This window comes from Spectribacter hydrogenoxidans, assembly GCF_031846275.1.
Lineage (GTDB): Bacteria > Pseudomonadota > Gammaproteobacteria > Nevskiales > Salinisphaeraceae > Spectribacter > Spectribacter hydrogenoxidans.
Genome location: NZ_JAVRIB010000002.1, coordinates 203,896 through 220,042 on the forward strand (window position 1 = coordinate 203,896; position 16,147 = coordinate 220,042).

Consider the following 16,147-nt stretch of genomic DNA (forward strand, 5'->3'; position numbering starts at 1 on the left):
TTGACAGCCTGAATGCCGCAAGGAAAAGAGGAACAGCGTCGATGCTGAGACAACGGACACTCAAGAACCCGATCCGCGCCACCGGCGTGGGGCTTCATACCGGTCACAAGGTGTACATGACGCTGCGTCCGGCACCTGCCGATCATGGCATCGTGTTTCGCCGTACCGATCTGACGCCGGTCCGCGAACTGCGGGCTGATGCTCTGAAGGTCGGAGAGACAACGCTGGCCACGACGTTGACCGATAATGGCATGCGCGTATCGACCGTGGAGCATCTGCTGTCGGCGATGGCAGGGCTCGGCATCGACAATGCGGTGGTCGAACTGTCCGCCGACGAAGTGCCGATCATGGACGGCAGTGCGGGACCCTTCGTGTTCCTGATCCAGTCCGCCGGCATCCAGGAGCTGGATGCCGCCAAGCGCTTCATCCGCATCAAACGGCCTGTACAGGTCACCGAAGACGACAAGTGGGCCCGCTTCGATCCGTTCGAGGGGTTCAAGGTCAGCTTCGGCATCGAATTCGACCATCCGGCATTCGATGCGGATACGCAGTCGGCCAGCGTGGACTTCTCCACCACCTCGTTTGTAAAAGAGGTGTCGCGCGCCCGGACCTTCGGCTTCATGCGCGATATCGAGTTCCTGCGGGCCAATAACCTGGCGCGCGGCGGCAGCATGGACAACGCCGTGGTGCTGGACGACTACCGGGTGCTCAACGCCGATGGCCTGCGCTACGACAACGAATTCGTGCGCCACAAGATTCTGGACGCCATTGGCGACCTCTACCTGCTGGGCTGCGGCCTGATCGGCAGTTTCACCGGCTTCAAGTCGGGCCACGGGCTGAACAACAAGCTCCTGCGGGCGCTGATGGCGGATCGCGGTGCCTGGGAGGAAGTGACCTTCCCCGACATGGAGGAGGCACCAATCTCCTATGTCAACGCCCGTCCGGTGGCGGCGGCCTGAACCATCATGATTTGTCGCGCCCGGCGGCAGCCAGTCGCCGCAGGGCCCGGGTCAGCGCCGGATTGTCGACGTAGGTCGCGCAGGCGGTGACCAGCTGCCGCGCCGCATCGCTCATGTGTCGCGGCCGCCGGTTGCCTGATATCGCTTCGACGGTCGACGGCCGAATCCGGATCTCCAGATCGGGGATGCCGCGCTTGAGCCGGGCGGCCACCGATCGCCGAATCGCATCCTGCTCGAAGCGCAGTCGGGTTGCCCAGGAGCCACTGTCGACCAGCAGCAGCAGGCGCTGGTCGTTGCAGTCCGCCACCCGGACATGGCCCCGCGCGGCCGCCGGCAGGCCGGCGTCAACCGCGGCCTGGGTTTGTTGCAGGAATGATGCGTGCCTGCGTAAACTCCTGAGTTTGTTCTGATCCGATCTCAGAACATCAACGAGGGGACGAGGCGCTTTGCGCACGGTGAGTATTTGCTCCTAGCGTCTCAGGTGAAAGCTAATCTATGGATATCATACTGATAAGCCACTCCCGTGGCCGCACTTGGCGACTGCGATGTCAGCCGCGTTCACCTTGGTTCTGGGCGCCGCTGGTGTCGTTGCCGGTGATCGCAATCTGCGCGGCAATGGTAATGGGTTACCGGATGGCCCCCGATGCCAATGGCGTGACCCGGGTGGCCAGCGCCACCGCCGTCTGGGATGAACAGGTTGCAGTTCAGCGTCAGGAAGTGCAGTCGCTGCGCCAGCGCATGGATGACAACATTCATGCTCTTGCCCAGCGGCTGGGCCGCCTGCAGGCCCACGTCACCCGACTGAACGCGGCCGGCTCACGCATGACCAAGCTGGCCAATATCGACACCAAGGAATTCGACTTCTCCAGCCCCCCGCCGCTGGGTGGTCCGATCGCGGAGACGGATGAACAGGCGCCGACCGCAGACCAGTTCGAGGCGGCACTGGACCGCTTCGAGCAGGATCTCGACTCCCGAGAGCGTCAGATGCGCGTACTGCGTGATCTGATGCTGGCCAGCGAGCTGCGTGAGGAAATGACGCCCGCAGGCCGGCCTGTCAACGAGGGCTGGATATCCTCCGCGTTCGGCTGGCGCACGGATCCCTTCTCCGGCCGACGATCGATGCACGAGGGAATCGATTTTGCCGCCGGTGTCGGTACCGACGTGGTATCGGTGGCGCCGGGCGTGATTTCCCACGCCGGTCGCAAGGCGGGTTACGGCAAGCTGGTCGAGGTCAACCACGGCAACGGTTATGTCACCCGCTACGGCCACAACAGCAAGGTCACCGTGAAAGTGGGCGAGCGTGTGGAGCGCGGTAAGGTGATTGCCAAGCTGGGTTCGTCCGGTCGCTCGACCGGGCCGCACCTGCATTTCGAGGTGCTGCGCAACGGGAAGGTGGTGGATCCGTCCGCTTACATGGAAGCGGCCCGATAGCGCGATTGGCGGGAGGCCCCACGTCAATCGGTTAAGCCTGACCCGGCCTTGCGTTATCATCGCGGGCCCGCGGCGTTGAAAGAGGTCATCGGTGGCCTCAAGTACTACCCTTCCTGACGGGCAACCCGGCCGCGACGCGTGGTATCGGGCGTTGGCCCGGCCCGCGAACAGGCATGTGCCGGCAAACGCGCGGCTTCACCACCATCGACGGTTTGAGCGTCCATGAGCAAGTTCTTGTCCAAGGTCTTCGGCAGCCGCAATCAGCGTGTCGTCAAGCGGTTGCACCGGCAGATCAGTCAGGTCAACCCGCTGGAGGAATCGATCAGCGCGCTGTCCGACGAGGCGCTGGCCGCCAAGACCGCCGAATTCCGCCAGCGTCTGGAGGCCGGTGCCAAGCTGGATGATCTGCTGCCGGAAGCCTTCGCGGTGGTACGCGAGGCCGGCAGGCGGATACTGGGGCTGCGCCATTTCGACGTGCAGCTGGTGGGCGGCATGGTGTTGCACCAGGGCAAGATCGCCGAGATGAAGACGGGCGAGGGCAAGACGCTGGTTGCCACCCTGGCCACCTATCTCAACGCGCTGCCCGGCGAGGGTGTGCATATCATCACCGTCAACGATTATCTTGCACGCCGTGATGCCGACTGGATGGGCCGCATCTACCGCTTTCTCGGCCTGACCGTGGGAGTTATCTACAGCGGTCAGTCCAACGAGGAGAAGCGCGAGGCCTACGCCGCCGACATCACCTACGGCACCAACAACGAATTCGGCTTCGACTATCTGCGCGACAACATGGCGTTCGCTGCGGCTGACCGGGTTCAGCGGCCGCTGAACTTCGCCATCATCGACGAAGTCGACTCTATTCTGATCGACGAGGCCCGCACGCCGCTGATCATCTCGGGGCCCACCGATGACGACCCCGAGTTGTATCGGCGCATCAACAAGCTGATTCCGGCGCTGACCCGCCAGACCGCCAGTGACGAGGAGATCAAGGCCGCGCAGGAAGGTGGTGAGGATCCCCCCGGCGACTATCGCACCGACGAGAAGGCCAAGCAGATCCAGCTTACCGAGGCCGGCCATGAGCGGGTCGAGGAGATGATGCGTGCGGAGGGACTACTCCCCGAGGGGGAAAGCCTCTACGACGCCAACAACGTCATCCTGATGCACCACCTCAACGCCGCGTTGCGTGCGCACAGCCTCTATCAGAAGGATGTTGAATACATTCTTGCCAACGGGCAGGTGGTGATCGTCGACGAATTCACCGGGCGCACGATGCCGGGCCGGCGCTGGTCCGACGGCCTGCACCAGGCGATCGAGGCCAAGGAAGGGGTCAAGATACAGCGGGAAAACCAGACCCTGGCCTCGATCACCTTTCAGAACTTCTTCCGGTTGTACGACAAGCTGGCCGGCATGACCGGCACCGCCGATACCGAGGCCTACGAGTTCCAGTCCATCTACGGGCTGGAAGTCGTGGTCATCCCCACGAACAAACCGATGGTCCGCGATGATCGGGCCGATCAGGTCTTCATGACCGTGGCGGAAAAATTCGAAGCGATCGCGGACGAGACCAACGAAGCCCGCGAGCGCGGCCAGCCGGTATTGATTGGTACCGCCTCGATCGAATCGTCCGAATACCTGTCCCGGCTGCTGCACGAGCGAAAGGTGCCTCACGAAGTGCTCAACGCGAAGCAGCACGAGCGGGAAGCCGACATCATCGCCCAGGCCGGCCGACCGGGCGCGGCGACCATCGCGACCAACATGGCCGGGCGTGGTACCGACATCGTACTGGGCGGCAATCCGGAAACCGAGATCGCCGAAATCGACGAGGACGACCTGGCGGGCCGCGAACGCATCATGGCCGACTGGCGGCAGCGCCACGAACAGGTCAAGGAGGCCGGTGGCCTGTACGTGATCGGCTCGGAACGGCACGAGTCCCGCCGTGTGGACAACCAGCTGCGTGGGCGCTCCGGCCGTCAGGGTGATCCCGGGGCCAGCCGTTTCTATCTGTCGCTGGAAGACAGCCTGATGCGCATCTTCACCCCGCCTCGGCTGCGCTCGATGCTGCAGGGCCTTGGCCTGGAGAAAGGAGAGGCGATCGAGCACCGGTGGGTGACGCGGGCGATCGAGAACGCCCAGCGCAAGGTGGAATCGCATCACTTCGACATCCGCAAGCAGCTGCTCGAGTACGACAACGTCGCCAACGACCAGCGCCAGGTGGTCTACGAGCAGCGCAACGAGCTGATGGAAGCCGACGACGTCTCCGACGTGGTCGAAAACATCTGGAATGACGTGGTCGATGACGTGGTCAGTCAGCATGTCCCGCCGCAGAGTCTCGAGGAACAGTGGGATGTGCCCGGGCTGACCGAAGCGCTGCAGCGTGAATTTGGCCAGGAGTTGCCGGTGCAGCAGTGGCTGGACGAGGACACGAGCCTTGACGAGGAGGGTTTGCGCGATCGCATTCGTGCCCAGCTCTGGGAGGTCTATCAGCAGAAGCGGACCGAAGCCGGCGAATCGGTGATGACCCAGATCGAGAAGGCGGTGATGCTGCAGGTACTGGATTCGCTCTGGCGCGAACACCTCGCAGCCATGGACTATCTGCGCAAGGGCATCCACCTGCGGGGTTACGCGCAGAAGGATCCGAAGAACGAATACAAGCGTGAAGCCTTCACCATGTTCAACGACATGCTGAACCGGCTGAAGCATGAGGTGGTGTCGGTGCTGGCCCGTGGCCAGGTCCGTGCCGATATCGGTGACGAGGCGCGTGCTGCCAGCCAGGAACGCGATCGGCAGCTTAGCCTTCAGCACGAGGAAGCTGCCAGTGCCGCCGACCAGGCTTCTGCCCAGGCTGCTGCCGCGGCGGCGGAAACCCCCGGTGCGGTACGGGGCGCGCCCGGCCCTGCTCGTGCCCCCGGTGGGGCTGGTGGGCTGCCCGGTCTGCCGCAGAATCCGCAGCGGCGCCAACAGGCGCCGTCGCCGGAACCCGAGCCGGCACCACGCGCCGAGACCTTTGTCCGCGATGACCGCAAGGTCGGCCGCAACGAACCCTGTCCCTGCGGCTCTGGCAAGAAATACAAGCATTGCTGTGGCCGCACCTGAGCCGGACTCGCTGAACACGTCATGGCGGTGAATCTGGTTGCCCCCGAGGCGCTGACGGCAATCCCCGGCGTCCGGCTGGGCACGGCCGAGGCTGCGGTCAAGAAACCCGGTCGGCCGGATGTGGCGCTGTTCGCGTTTGACGAGGGCACCACACTGGCCGCCGTCTACACTCGCAATGCCTTCGCCGCCGCCCCGGTACAACTGGCCCGGATCCGAAGCGCGGCAGGCGCGGCCCGGGCGCTGCTGATCAACAGCGGCAATGCCAATGCGGGTACCGGGGCGGCTGGCCTGGCCGACGCCACCACGTTGTGCCGGCATACTGCGGACGCTCTCGACGTTGAAGAAGACGCCGTGCTGCCATTCTCTACCGGGGTGATCGGTGAGCGGCTTCCAGTCGACCGGTTAAAAGCCGCCATCCCCGCAGCCGTTGATGCGCTGCGGGAGGACGGCTGGCTGGCTGCAGCGCGAGCGATCATGACCACGGACACGCTGCCCAAGGGGGCCAGCCGCCAGGTCCGGCTGGCCAGCGGTGCCACCGTCAGTATCACCGGAATTGCCAAGGGCTCCGGCATGATCCGGCCGGACATGGCTACCATGCTGGCGTTCGTGGGAACCGATGCGGCGGTGCGGCCGGACGCGCTCCGCGTGCTGCTGGAAGAAGCCGCGGGGGCTTCGTTCAACCGCATCAGCGTGGACGGGGATACGTCCACCAACGACGCCTGTGTGCTGTTCGCTACGGGCCGCGGCGAGTCGCTGGCCCCCGGCGATGCGGACTGGCCGGCGTTTGCCGCAGCGGTGACCGCTGTGTGCCGGACGCTTGCCCAGGCGATCGTGCGCGACGGCGAAGGCGCGACCAAGTTCGTCACGGTGGACGTGAGCGGCGCCCGCGATGCCGACGAAGCCCGCCGCGCCGCTTTCACCGTGGCCGAATCGCCGCTGGTCAAGACAGCCTGCTTTGCCGGCGACCCCAACTGGGGACGCATCCTCGCGGCGGTCGGCCGCGCCGGTCTGACCGATTTCGACATCGATCGCGTGTCGATCCGACTCGATGATGTGGTGATCGTGCGTGACGGTCAGCCGGCCGACGATTACCGTGAGGCCGATGCCGATGCGGTCATGGCGGCGCCGGAATTCGTGATCGGTATCGAACTGGGCCGCGGCGATGCCGGCACGGAAGTCTGGACCTGCGATCTCAGCTACGACTACGTTCGCATCAACGCCGAATATCGCAGTTGAGCGGCCGCCGATGAACGCGGACGTTCTGCACATCGCCGTTGGCTGTCTGATTGACGGCTACGGTCGCGTGTTGATCGCCCGCCGCCCGGCCAACAAGCCCGGGGGCGGCAAGTGGGAGTTTCCAGGGGGCAAGCGTGAGCGCGGTGAAAGCATCGAACAGACGCTGGCGCGCGAACTCGACGAGGAGTTGGGTGTGTCCCTGCGGGCTACTCGCCCGCTGCTGCGTTTCCACCACGCCTACCGCGACCGGACCGTTCTGCTCGATATCCACTGCGTGACTGCCTGGACGGGAGAGCCGCACGGCCGTGAAGGCCAGCCGGTGGTCTGGTGCGAACCGGACCGTCTCACGGACTATGATCTGCTGTCGGCGAACAAGCCGATCGTGGATGCCCTGCGCCTGCCCGATGCATACGCCATCACGCCCGAGCCCGGACCGGACCGTGCCGCTTTCCTGGCCCGGTTGCCGGCATTGATTGAGCGAGGGGTGCGCCTGCTGCGCCTGCGGGCGCCCGGACTTGCGGACCCGGTTTACGAGGCGCTGGCCCGGGAGGTTGCCGCGATCACCGGCCCGGCGGGCGTCGACCTGATCGTGGACCGAGAAGCGGCGCTATGCCGTCGAGTCGGGGCGGCCGGGCTTCACTGGCCGGCCGGCCGGCTGGCCGCCGTCGCCAGCCGGCCGGTGCCGCCGGATCAATGGCTGATCGTCTCCTGCCATGATCGGGCTGAACTGCGGCAGGCCCAGCGGTGCGGGGCCGATGCCGCCGTGCTGTCGCCCGTCCGTGCCACCCCCAGCCATCCTGATGCCGGTCCGCTGGGCTGGCCGGGGTTTGCCCAGGCGCGCGAGGACGTGGCGTTGCCGGTCTATGCGCTGGGTGGCGTCGGGCCGGGCGACCTGGAAAACGCGTGGCGCCACGGGGCCCAGGGCGTGGCCGGGATCCGGGCGTTCTGGCCGGCACCAGTCTGAACGATCGACGTGCCGGTCAGTGCGGCGGCGTGTGGTCGTCCGCCATCGGTGGCTCGGACGGGTCGTCGTCGCTGTCATCCGCCGGGATGCGATGCTCCTCGGCGAACCATTCCCCCAGGTCGATGAGCTTGCAGCGCTGACAGCAGAACGGCCGCCAGCGGTTGTCCGGCGAAAGATCGGTCGGCTGACCGCAGTTGGGGCAGGGCAGCTCCGTCGCCATCGGTGCTATAAGCGGCAGCAGGCCATTTCGAAGGCGATGTCCCGCCCGGTCTGGCTCACCCGCAGATCACCGCCCGTCTGCTCCATGAAGCGGATGGTGGAGCGGTGACGGCCGGCACTGATTTCCGGGTAGACCTGTTCGCGCCGGGGCACCAGCACCCGCAACAGCTGGGTACCGCCCTCGGTGTTGTGGACTAGCACGCCTCCAGCCGCGGTCAGGGGCTGGGGATCGGCGCTATCGCGGATCAGACGCAGGATCAGTTCGATGGCGGTGCAGAAGGGTTCCAGCGGGCGCCACCACTGGCGCAGATTCTCTTCCTGGGCGTCGGCGTCACGGCTGAGCCAGTGCTGGAAGCCGGGCAGGTCGAAGCCGCAAGTTCCGCCCGGGATGGCACTGCGATTGTTGATGCTGTTGAGCATTTCGTTGTCGCGGATCAGATAGGCCGCGAACTGCGGCGGAATGCGCTGCATCTCGCGGCCGAGGCTGTCGATGTCGCGCAGGATATCGTCCAGACGCGCGTGGTCGATCCCGGAATGATTACGCAGCCGGTTCAGCTTGGTGTACTGGTCCGCCAGTTCTTTGCCCACTTCCGTGCGCAGATCGTGCCGGGACAGGATTGCCAGGATGTCCAGCAACGTGGACAGGGTGGCGCGGCGGCCCCAGGGGCAGGGATCCTGCCAGTAGTGGCGGGTCTGCTCGAACAGGTGTTCCAGCCGCAGGAAGGTGCGCACACGTTCATTCAGCGGCTGCTCGAAGCAGGTAAGCCCGTTATCGGTCAAGGAGTCCTTCCGCGGCAAGTCCAGAACCCCGATTGTACAACCGCCTCGCCGCAGTGCGGCAAACGGGCGGGAGCTGCGTGGTTCAACCAGGCAGGTGCATCGGCGGCAGATTGTCGATATCGCCCCGGGCGAGCCGCGAATAGCCGGCGTGCAGGGCGGCGGCGAGGTCGGCAATGTCCTTGCGCGGACCGGTGTTGACCAGCACGTCGTCGGCCGCGGCCAGTCGCAGTGTCCGGGTGTCCTGCGCCGCGATCATCTTGCGCGCCAGCTCCTCGTCGATGCCGTCGCGGTCGATTAGGCGCGCCATCTGCACGGATTCGGGGGCGTCGACCACCAGAATCCGGTCGACCAGATCGCTCATGCCGCTTTTGACCAGCAGCGGCACCGCGAGCAGGCTGTACTCGCTTCGGACGGCATCGCGGCGCGCGGCCAGGGCCTCGCGGATGCGCGGGTGGGTGATCTTTTCCAGCGCCACGCGAGCGTCCGGATCATCGAACACGATACCCCGCATCTGGCGCCGGTCCAGCCGGCCGTTGCCGTCGATGATGGCGTCGCCGAACCGTTCGCGAATCTCCTCGAGCGCCGGCTGACCGGGCTCGACGATGTCCCGGGCCACCTGGTCCGCATCGACCACCTCGATACCGAGCCGCTCGAACGCGCTGGAAACCACGGACTTGCCGCTGGCGATGCCGCCGGTCAATCCTACTGCCAATTGCCGTGTCATCAGCGGCCCGCCTCGTTGCCGTGCTTCATCCGGTTATCCCCCGATAGTCGGTTGCTGTGCGTCCGTGCGAGCCACGAACGGCGTCGGCGCCCCCGAGGGTCGAAGCCCTCACGATCAGCCCAGCCCCGCCAGCTGGAAGTAAGCGCGGGTGATTGTATCGCCTGCCACCAAGGCCAACCACCCGGCGATCGCCAGAAATGGTCCGAAGGGCATGGGGTTGCCCCGCTGCAGACGGCCGCTGGCCATCATCGCCAGCCCGGCCACCGCGCCCGCCACCGAGGCAAGGATGACCACCAGCGGCAGCGCCTGCCAGCCCAGCCACGCGCCGATGGCCGCCAGCAGCTTGAAGTCGCCGTAGCCCATGCCTTCCTTGCCGGTGGTCAGACGGAAGGCCTGGAAAACCAGCCACAGGGCGCCGTATCCGGCTGCTGCACCCACGATTGCGTCGGCGGGATGCGCGAATGCGCCCCCGAGGCTGGCCAGCAGGCCGAGCCACAGCAGCGGCAGGGTCAGCAGATCGGGCAGGAACTGGGTGCGCCAGTCGATGCCGGTCAGCGCCAACAGCATCCAGGTGTAGATCAGCGCCAGCAGTGCCGGGAACGTCACGCCGAACTGCCAGGCCACGGTGGCCGCCAGCAGTCCGGAGGCCAGTTCGACCAGCGGGTATTGCAGGGAGATGGGCGCCCGGCAGTTGGCGCAGCGGCCCCGCAGCAGCAAGTAGCTGAGCACCGGCACGTTCTGCCAGGCTCGAATTCGCTGGCCGCAGGTCGGGCAGGCCGATGCCGGACCGGCGATGCCCGGTGGCTGATCGGCCGGAGCCGGTTGCTCGAGAATCATCGCCGCGTCGGTGCGCCAGGCGTGGTCGAGCATCACCGGCAGACGCAGGATCACCACGTTCAGGAAGCTGCCCACCAGCAGGCCCAGGATGAACACCACGGCGATGTGCAACCCGGGCTGGGCCGCTAGCAGGTCGAGCATGTCGGCATCCTGTTGAAAGGCATGAAAACGGGTCGGGGTGGCACGGCCGGGCGCGCCTGGCCGGTGATCAGATCACCGAACCCAGCTTGAAGATGGGCAGATACATGGCAACCACCAGCCCGCCTACCAGCACGCCGATCACCGCCATGATCAGCGGTTCCAGCAGGCTGGACAGCGAATCCACCTGGTTATCGACCTCGGCTTCGTAGAAGTCGGCCACCTTGGCGCACATGGCGTCGAGCGAACCGGATTCCTCGCCGATGGCCACCATCTGGATCGCCATGCTCGGGAACAGCCCCGTGTTGGACATCGCCAGCTGCAGTTGCTGACCGGCGGACACCTGTTCGCGCATCTGGAATATTGCCTCCTCGAACACGATGTTGCCGGACGCCTTGGCTACCGATTCCATCGCCTCCACCAGCGGCACGCCGGCGGCGAACATGGTCGACAGCGTGCGAGCGAAGCGCGCCACGGCCGCCTTGTAGAGGATGTCGCCCACCACCGGCACGCGCAGGATCAGCCGATCCAGCAGGCGGCGGAAGCGGCGTGATCGCTTGCGGGCGCGCACGAAGACGAACGCTGCCGCCCCGATGGCGCCGAGAATGGCCCACCACCAGGCCTGCACGAACTTGGACAGGGCGATCACCAGCAGGGTGAAGGCCGGCAGGTCGGCCCCGAAGCCCTGGAACAGCGACTGGAACTGCGGCACCACGAAGTACAGCAGGATGCCCATGACGATGATTGCCACCGCGATCACCGCGGAGGGATAGAACATCGCCTTGCGGACCTTGGCCTTGATCGCCTCGGTCTTTTCCTTGTAGGTGGCGATCTTGTCGAGCAGGGTTTCCAGCGCGCCGGATTTTTCCCCCGCCTCGACCAGATTCACGAACAGGTCGTCGAAGTGATCCGGATGCTTGCTGATGGCTTCGGCCAGCGTAGAGCCGCCCTCGATCTCGTTGCGGATGGTGGCTACCAGCTCCGCCAGCGAGGGGTTGTCGGCGCCTTTGGCAATGATGTCCAGCGCCTGCACCAGCGGCACCCCGGCACTCATCATGGTGGCCAGCTGGCGCGAGAAGATGGCGATGTCGGCCGCCTTGATCTTCTTCTTGCGCCTGGTGTTCAGTCCGAACAGATTGGACTGCTTGCGGATGCGCACCGGGTTGATGCCCTGCTTGCGCAGCATGGCGCGCATGAGCGCCTCGCTGGGGGCCTCGGTCTTGCCCTTGATGCGGGTGCCCTTCGCATCCGTGCCTTCCCACAGGAAGGTGTGTTTTTCGCTGAGTGTCTGCGCCATGTCGGTCGCGCTCGGTCCCCGCTCAAGCTGTCTGGCCAATACCCAGGCGTTATCGGCCGGTTGGTGCCGCGTTGTAACTCCCCGACGCGGTTATGCTGATACTAACCCAGCCGGCATCCGGGCATTTGTGGCTATTCCACCGTTACCCGGTTGACCTCGGCCAGACTGAGAATACCTGCACGGACCTTGTTCAGGCCCGATTGGCGCAGGTTGAGCACACCCTCGGCCGCCGCCTGGCGCTCAATGTCAGTGGAGTTGCCCCCCTCCATGATGATCTGACCGATGGCGTCGGTCACCGGCATCACCTGGTAGATCCCGACCCGCCCCTTGAAGCCGGCAGTGCAGCTGTCACAACCCTCGGGGTTGGCCTCGAACACCTTGAGCTGCTTGAGTTCCTCCTCGACGAACCCTTCCTTGAGCAGTTCCTCGACGGGAATCTCGACCCGCCGCTTGCAGTGCACGCAAAGCCGCCGCGCCAGGCGCTGGGCGATGATCAGGCTGACCGACGCGGCGATGTTGTAGGCCGGTACGCCCATATTCAGCAGGCGGGTAAGGGTCTGCGGTGCGTCGTTGGTATGCAGCGTGGACAGCACCATGTGGCCGGTCTGTGCGGCCTTGATCGCGATCTCGGCGGTTTCCAGGTCGCGGATCTCACCCACCATGATCACGTCCGGGTCCTGGCGCAGGAAGGCACGCAGGGCCGAGGCAAAGGTCAGCCCCACCCGGGGATGGACGTTCACCTGATTGATGCCGGGTAGATTGATTTCCGCCGGATCCTCCGCGGTGGAGATGTTGCGATCCTCGGTGTTGAGAATGTTGAGCGCGGTGTACAGCGACACCGTCTTGCCGCTGCCGGTGGGGCCGGTGACCAGCACCATGCCGTAGGGCCGGTGAATGGTGTCCAGGTAGATCTGCTTCTGATCCGGCTCGTAGCCGAGCGCCTCGATGCCCATCTGCGCGCTGGTGGGATCCAGGATGCGCAGCACGATCTTCTCGCCGTGCAGGGTGGGGCAGGTGGATACGCGGAAGTCGATCGACCGGCTCTTCGACAGGTTCAGTTTGATGCGCCCGTCCTGGGGAATCCGGCGCTCAGCCAAATCCAGCCGTGCCAGCACCTTGAGGCGGGCGGACAGCCGCATGCCCAGCCCCGCGGGCGGTGAGACCAGTTCGCGCAGGATGCCGTCCTGGCGCAGGCGCACGCGGTATTTCTTCTCGTAAGGCTCGAAGTGGATGTCCGAGGCGCCGCGATGGATGGCGTCGAGCATCACCTTGTTGATGAAACGCACCACGGGCGCCTCGTCGGCGTCCATCTGGGTGACGTCGACATCGCTGTCGTCCTCGCCGCCGGTGATTTCCAGACCATCAAGGTCGGCGTCGTCCAGGCCGGACATGCTCGCGCTGTCCACCGCCGACAGGGCATCGTCGATGCTCTTGGCCAGACGGTCCTCTTCCACCAGGATGCATTCCACCGCCATGCCGGTGTTGAACTTGATTTCGTCCAGCGCCTGCAGGTTGGTGGGGTCGGAAAGTGCCAGATACAGCCGATTGCCGCGCTTGTAGAGCGGCAGAGCCCGGTGCTTGCGGATCAGCTTTTCCGCGACATCCGAGATCGGGGCCAGCGACAGGTTCATCGCCCGCAGATCGACCCAGGGCACGCCGAACTCGCGCGAGGCGGCCTCCGCGACCGCTCGCGCCGATATCAGCTTCTGAGCCACCACGTGGGCCACGAAGGGTTCGCGCTGGCGCTGGGCTGCGTCCTGCGCCTCCAGCGCCCTGGCTTCCGTGAGCAGCTCGTCCGCGACCAGCCGCCGGGCAAGGCCGGTCAGCGGACCGAGACGCGTGTTCGAACTGTGGGTCTGTGCCATGAACCAGGCCGATACCGTTGTGGTGCCGATGCTATCTGGAATCCATGGGCGCGCAAAGTGAGGATGCCGGCGTGGGCGGCCGGCTGGCCGATTGTCAGCCGGCCATGGCGTCGGTGTGATCGGCCGCCGGCAGCCCGAGGTTCTGCCAGATGGTGCGGGTCGGTTCGCTGCGGTTGAGCGCATAGAAGTGGATGCCCGGGGCGCCGCCCTCGATCAGCCGCTCGCAAAGCCGGGTAACCGCGTCGGTGGCGAATGCCTGCACCGAGGCCTCGTCACCAGCTTGCTCGTAGGTCTCAAGCCGGCGCTCCATCCAGCGCGGGATGTCGGCACCACACATGGCCGAGAAGCGCTTGATCTGCGACCAGTTGGGAATCGGCATCACGCCGGGCACGATCGGAATGTCCACGCCTTTCGCCTCGGCGCGCTCGACGAAGTCGAAGTAGGCATCGGCGTTGTAGAAGTACTGGGTCATGGCGGAGTCGGCGCCGGCCTCGACCTTGCGCACGAAGTTGTCCAGGTCGGCCGCGGGGTCGGGCGTTTCCGGGTGCACTTCGGGATAGGCGCCAACCTCCAGGTGGAAGCGGTCGCCGAATTCCTCCCGGATGAAGCCGACCAGCTCGTTGGCATAGGAGAACTCGCCCGGGGAATCCATGCCCTCGGGGATATCGCCGCGCAGGGCCACGATACGATCCACGCCGTTGTCGGCGTAGGTCTGCAGCAGCTCGCGGATGGATTCCCGGGTGCCCTCGATGCAGGACAGGTGCGGCGCGGCCGAGATGCCGGTGGCGTCCATGGTCGCCTTGACCGTCTTCAGGGTGCCGGAGCGGGTGGTGCCGCCGGCGCCGAAAGTCACCGAAAAGAAGGCTGGGCCAAGTGCCGCGAGTTCGGCACGCGCCGCGTCCAGGCGCTGCTCACCCTTGGGGCCCTTCGGGGGAAAGAATTCGAAGCTGTAATGCCTGGGCAGGTCCTGTTGCTTTCGCATAAATCCGATATTGACCGCGTGAAACCTGAAAACGAGTAACGCCAAAGCGCAGCAGCGCTGTCGCTGCGCTTTGGCGTTGCCCGCGGCCCGGCCCTTGCCGGGGGCGAACAACGTCGGCCGGGTGAGCGGGCACCGTTACCGGCCCCGCCCCTCGGCCTGCACCGCTTAGTAGCGGTAGTGATCCGGCTTGTACGGACCGTCCTGGGGCACGCCGATGTACTCGGCCTGCTCCGGGGTCAGCTCCGTGAGCCGGGCGCCGATGCGCTCCAGATGGAGGCGGGCGACCTTCTCGTCGAGGTGCTTGGGCAGGACGTACACCTTGTTCTCGTACTTGTCCCGGTTCTTCCAGAGCTCGATCTGGGCCAGCACCTGATTGGTGAAGGAACTGGACATCACGAAACTCGGGTGGCCGGTGGCGCAGCCCAGGTTCACCAGGCGGCCTTCGGCGAGCAGGATGATCTTCTTGCCGTCGGGGAAGGTGATATGGTCCACCTGCGGCTTGATTTCGTCCCACTCGTAGTCACGCAGGCCGGCCACGTCGATCTCGTTGTCGAAGTGGCCGATGTTGCAGACGATCGCCTGGTTGCGCATCCGCTTCATGTGGTCGTGCGTGATCACTTGGTAGTTGCCGGTGGCGGTAACGAAGATGTCTGCCGCCTCGACCACGCCCGGATCGTTGAGGTTGACCACGCGATAGCCTTCCATCGCCGCCTGCAGGGCGTTGATCGGGTCGATCTCGCTGACCCAGATGGTGGCGCCCAGGCCCTTGAGGGACTGCACGCTGCCCTTGCCGACGTCGCCGTAGCCGGCCACGATCGCGACCTTGCCGGCAATCATCACGTCGGTGGCGCGCTTGATGCCGTCCACCAGGGATTCACGGCAGCCGTAGAGGTTGTCGAACTTGGACTTGGTGACCGAGTCGTTGACGTTGATGGCGGGGAAGGTCAGCTGACCCTGCTTTTCCATCTGGTACAGACGCAGTACGCCCGTGGTGGTTTCCTCGGACACGCCGCCCAGGGCTTCCGAGCGCTTCTTGTAGTAGCCCGGTTCGGTTTCCAGCCGCTTGCGGATGGAGGCGAACAGCGCCTTTTCCTCGCCGGAGGTGGGGTTGTCCAGCACCGAGGGGTCATCCTCAGCGGCCGCGCCCAGGGTCACCAGCGTGGTGGCGTCGCCGCCGTCGTCCAGGATGCGGTTGGGCACGCCGCCGTCGGACCATTCCATGATCTTGTGGCAGTACTCCCAGTACTCGTCCTGGGTCTCACCCTTGTAGGCGAAGATCGGCACGCCCCGATCGACCATGGCGGCCGCGGCGTGATCCTGGGTGGAGAAGACGTTGCAGGATGCCCAGCGGATCTCGGCGCCCAGTTCCACCAGCGTTTCGATCAGCACGGCGGTCTGGATGGTCATGTGCAGCGAGCCGGCGATCTTGGCGCCTTGCAGCGGCTTGGCGGTGCCGAATTCCTCGCGCAGGGCCATCAGGCCCGGCATTTCGGTTTCGGCGATGTCGATTTCCTTGCGGCCCCAGGCGGCAAGGTTGATGTCAGCAATCGCGTAATCCTGTGCCATCTGTTCGGCAGGTGCGCTCATGTATGACTCCATGTTTGGTTGAAGGGAGAGATAAG

General features: G+C 65.5%; 14 protein-coding genes. 5 read left to right on the forward strand and 9 right to left on the reverse strand.

What is annotated here, in order from left to right; translation table 11 throughout:
- Positions 1-41 precede the first annotated feature (41 nt).
- Positions 42-959: a UDP-3-O-acyl-N-acetylglucosamine deacetylase gene (gene lpxC, locus RM532_RS02795; RefSeq protein ID WP_311651606.1), complete on the forward strand. Its 918-nt coding sequence runs from the start codon at positions 42-44 to the stop codon at positions 957-959.
- Between the two features lie 4 nt (positions 960-963).
- Here the strand turns inward: lpxC and RM532_RS02800 are convergent, their stop codons facing one another.
- Positions 964-1,413 carry a DciA family protein gene (locus tag RM532_RS02800; protein WP_311651607.1) on the reverse strand — a complete coding sequence of 150 codons (450 nt, stop codon included), beginning with the start codon at positions 1,411-1,413 and terminating at the stop codon, positions 964-966.
- A 167-nt stretch (positions 1,414-1,580) separates the two neighbouring features.
- Here RM532_RS02800 and RM532_RS02805 point away from each other — a divergent pair, with 167 nt between their 5' ends.
- From RM532_RS02805 to RM532_RS02820, 4 genes are all read left to right on the forward strand, one after another.
- Positions 1,581-2,390 carry a M23 family metallopeptidase gene (locus tag RM532_RS02805; protein WP_311651608.1) on the forward strand — a complete coding sequence of 270 codons (810 nt, stop codon included), beginning with the start codon at positions 1,581-1,583 and terminating at the stop codon, positions 2,388-2,390.
- A gap of 222 nt (positions 2,391-2,612) precedes the next feature.
- Positions 2,613-5,483, forward strand: a complete 2,871-nt coding sequence (gene secA / locus RM532_RS02810; protein ID WP_311651609.1) for a preprotein translocase subunit SecA — start codon at positions 2,613-2,615, stop codon at positions 5,481-5,483.
- Between the two features lie 21 nt (positions 5,484-5,504).
- Positions 5,505-6,719, forward strand: a complete 1,215-nt coding sequence (argJ, locus tag RM532_RS02815; protein ID WP_311651610.1) for a bifunctional glutamate N-acetyltransferase/amino-acid acetyltransferase ArgJ — start codon at positions 5,505-5,507, stop codon at positions 6,717-6,719.
- A gap of 10 nt (positions 6,720-6,729) precedes the next feature.
- On the forward strand, positions 6,730-7,683 hold the full coding sequence (locus RM532_RS02820; protein WP_311651611.1) for a Nudix family hydrolase: 954 nt from the start codon (positions 6,730-6,732) through the stop codon (positions 7,681-7,683).
- Between the two features lie 16 nt (positions 7,684-7,699).
- On the opposite strand, the gene RM532_RS02825 is transcribed toward RM532_RS02820, so the two are convergent.
- The 8 genes from RM532_RS02825 to ahcY form a co-directional block, all read right to left on the reverse strand.
- Entirely contained in the window at positions 7,700-7,903 is a 204-nt protein-coding gene (locus tag RM532_RS02825) for a DNA gyrase inhibitor YacG (protein WP_311651613.1), read from the reverse strand.
- Between the two features lie 5 nt (positions 7,904-7,908).
- On the reverse strand, positions 7,909-8,682 hold the full coding sequence (zapD, locus tag RM532_RS02830; protein ID WP_311651614.1) for a cell division protein ZapD: 774 nt from the start codon (positions 8,680-8,682) through the stop codon (positions 7,909-7,911).
- Positions 8,683-8,764: 82 nt separating this feature from the next.
- The gene (coaE, locus tag RM532_RS02835) at positions 8,765-9,406 is read right to left on the reverse strand and encodes a dephospho-CoA kinase (RefSeq protein WP_311651615.1); all 642 of its coding nucleotides are present in this window, start codon (positions 9,404-9,406) and stop codon (positions 8,765-8,767) included.
- A gap of 114 nt (positions 9,407-9,520) precedes the next feature.
- Entirely contained in the window at positions 9,521-10,384 is an 864-nt protein-coding gene (locus RM532_RS02840) for a prepilin peptidase (protein WP_311651616.1), read from the reverse strand.
- 67 nt (positions 10,385-10,451) lie between these two features.
- Complete coding sequence (locus tag RM532_RS02845; RefSeq protein WP_311651617.1) at positions 10,452-11,678, reverse strand: type II secretion system F family protein; 1,227 nt, start codon at positions 11,676-11,678, stop codon at positions 10,452-10,454.
- A gap of 131 nt (positions 11,679-11,809) precedes the next feature.
- Positions 11,810-13,543: a type IV-A pilus assembly ATPase PilB gene (gene pilB, locus RM532_RS02850; RefSeq protein WP_311651618.1), complete on the reverse strand. Its 1,734-nt coding sequence runs from the start codon at positions 13,541-13,543 to the stop codon at positions 11,810-11,812.
- 94 nt (positions 13,544-13,637) lie between these two features.
- Positions 13,638-14,525, reverse strand: coding sequence for a methylenetetrahydrofolate reductase [NAD(P)H] (gene metF / locus RM532_RS02855; RefSeq protein ID WP_311651619.1), 888 nt, complete (start codon positions 14,523-14,525; stop codon positions 13,638-13,640).
- A gap of 165 nt (positions 14,526-14,690) precedes the next feature.
- A complete protein-coding gene (gene ahcY, locus RM532_RS02860; protein ID WP_311651621.1) occupies positions 14,691-16,112 on the reverse strand; it encodes an adenosylhomocysteinase in 1,422 nt (473 codons plus the stop codon).
- Between the last annotated feature and the right edge of the window lie 35 nt (positions 16,113-16,147).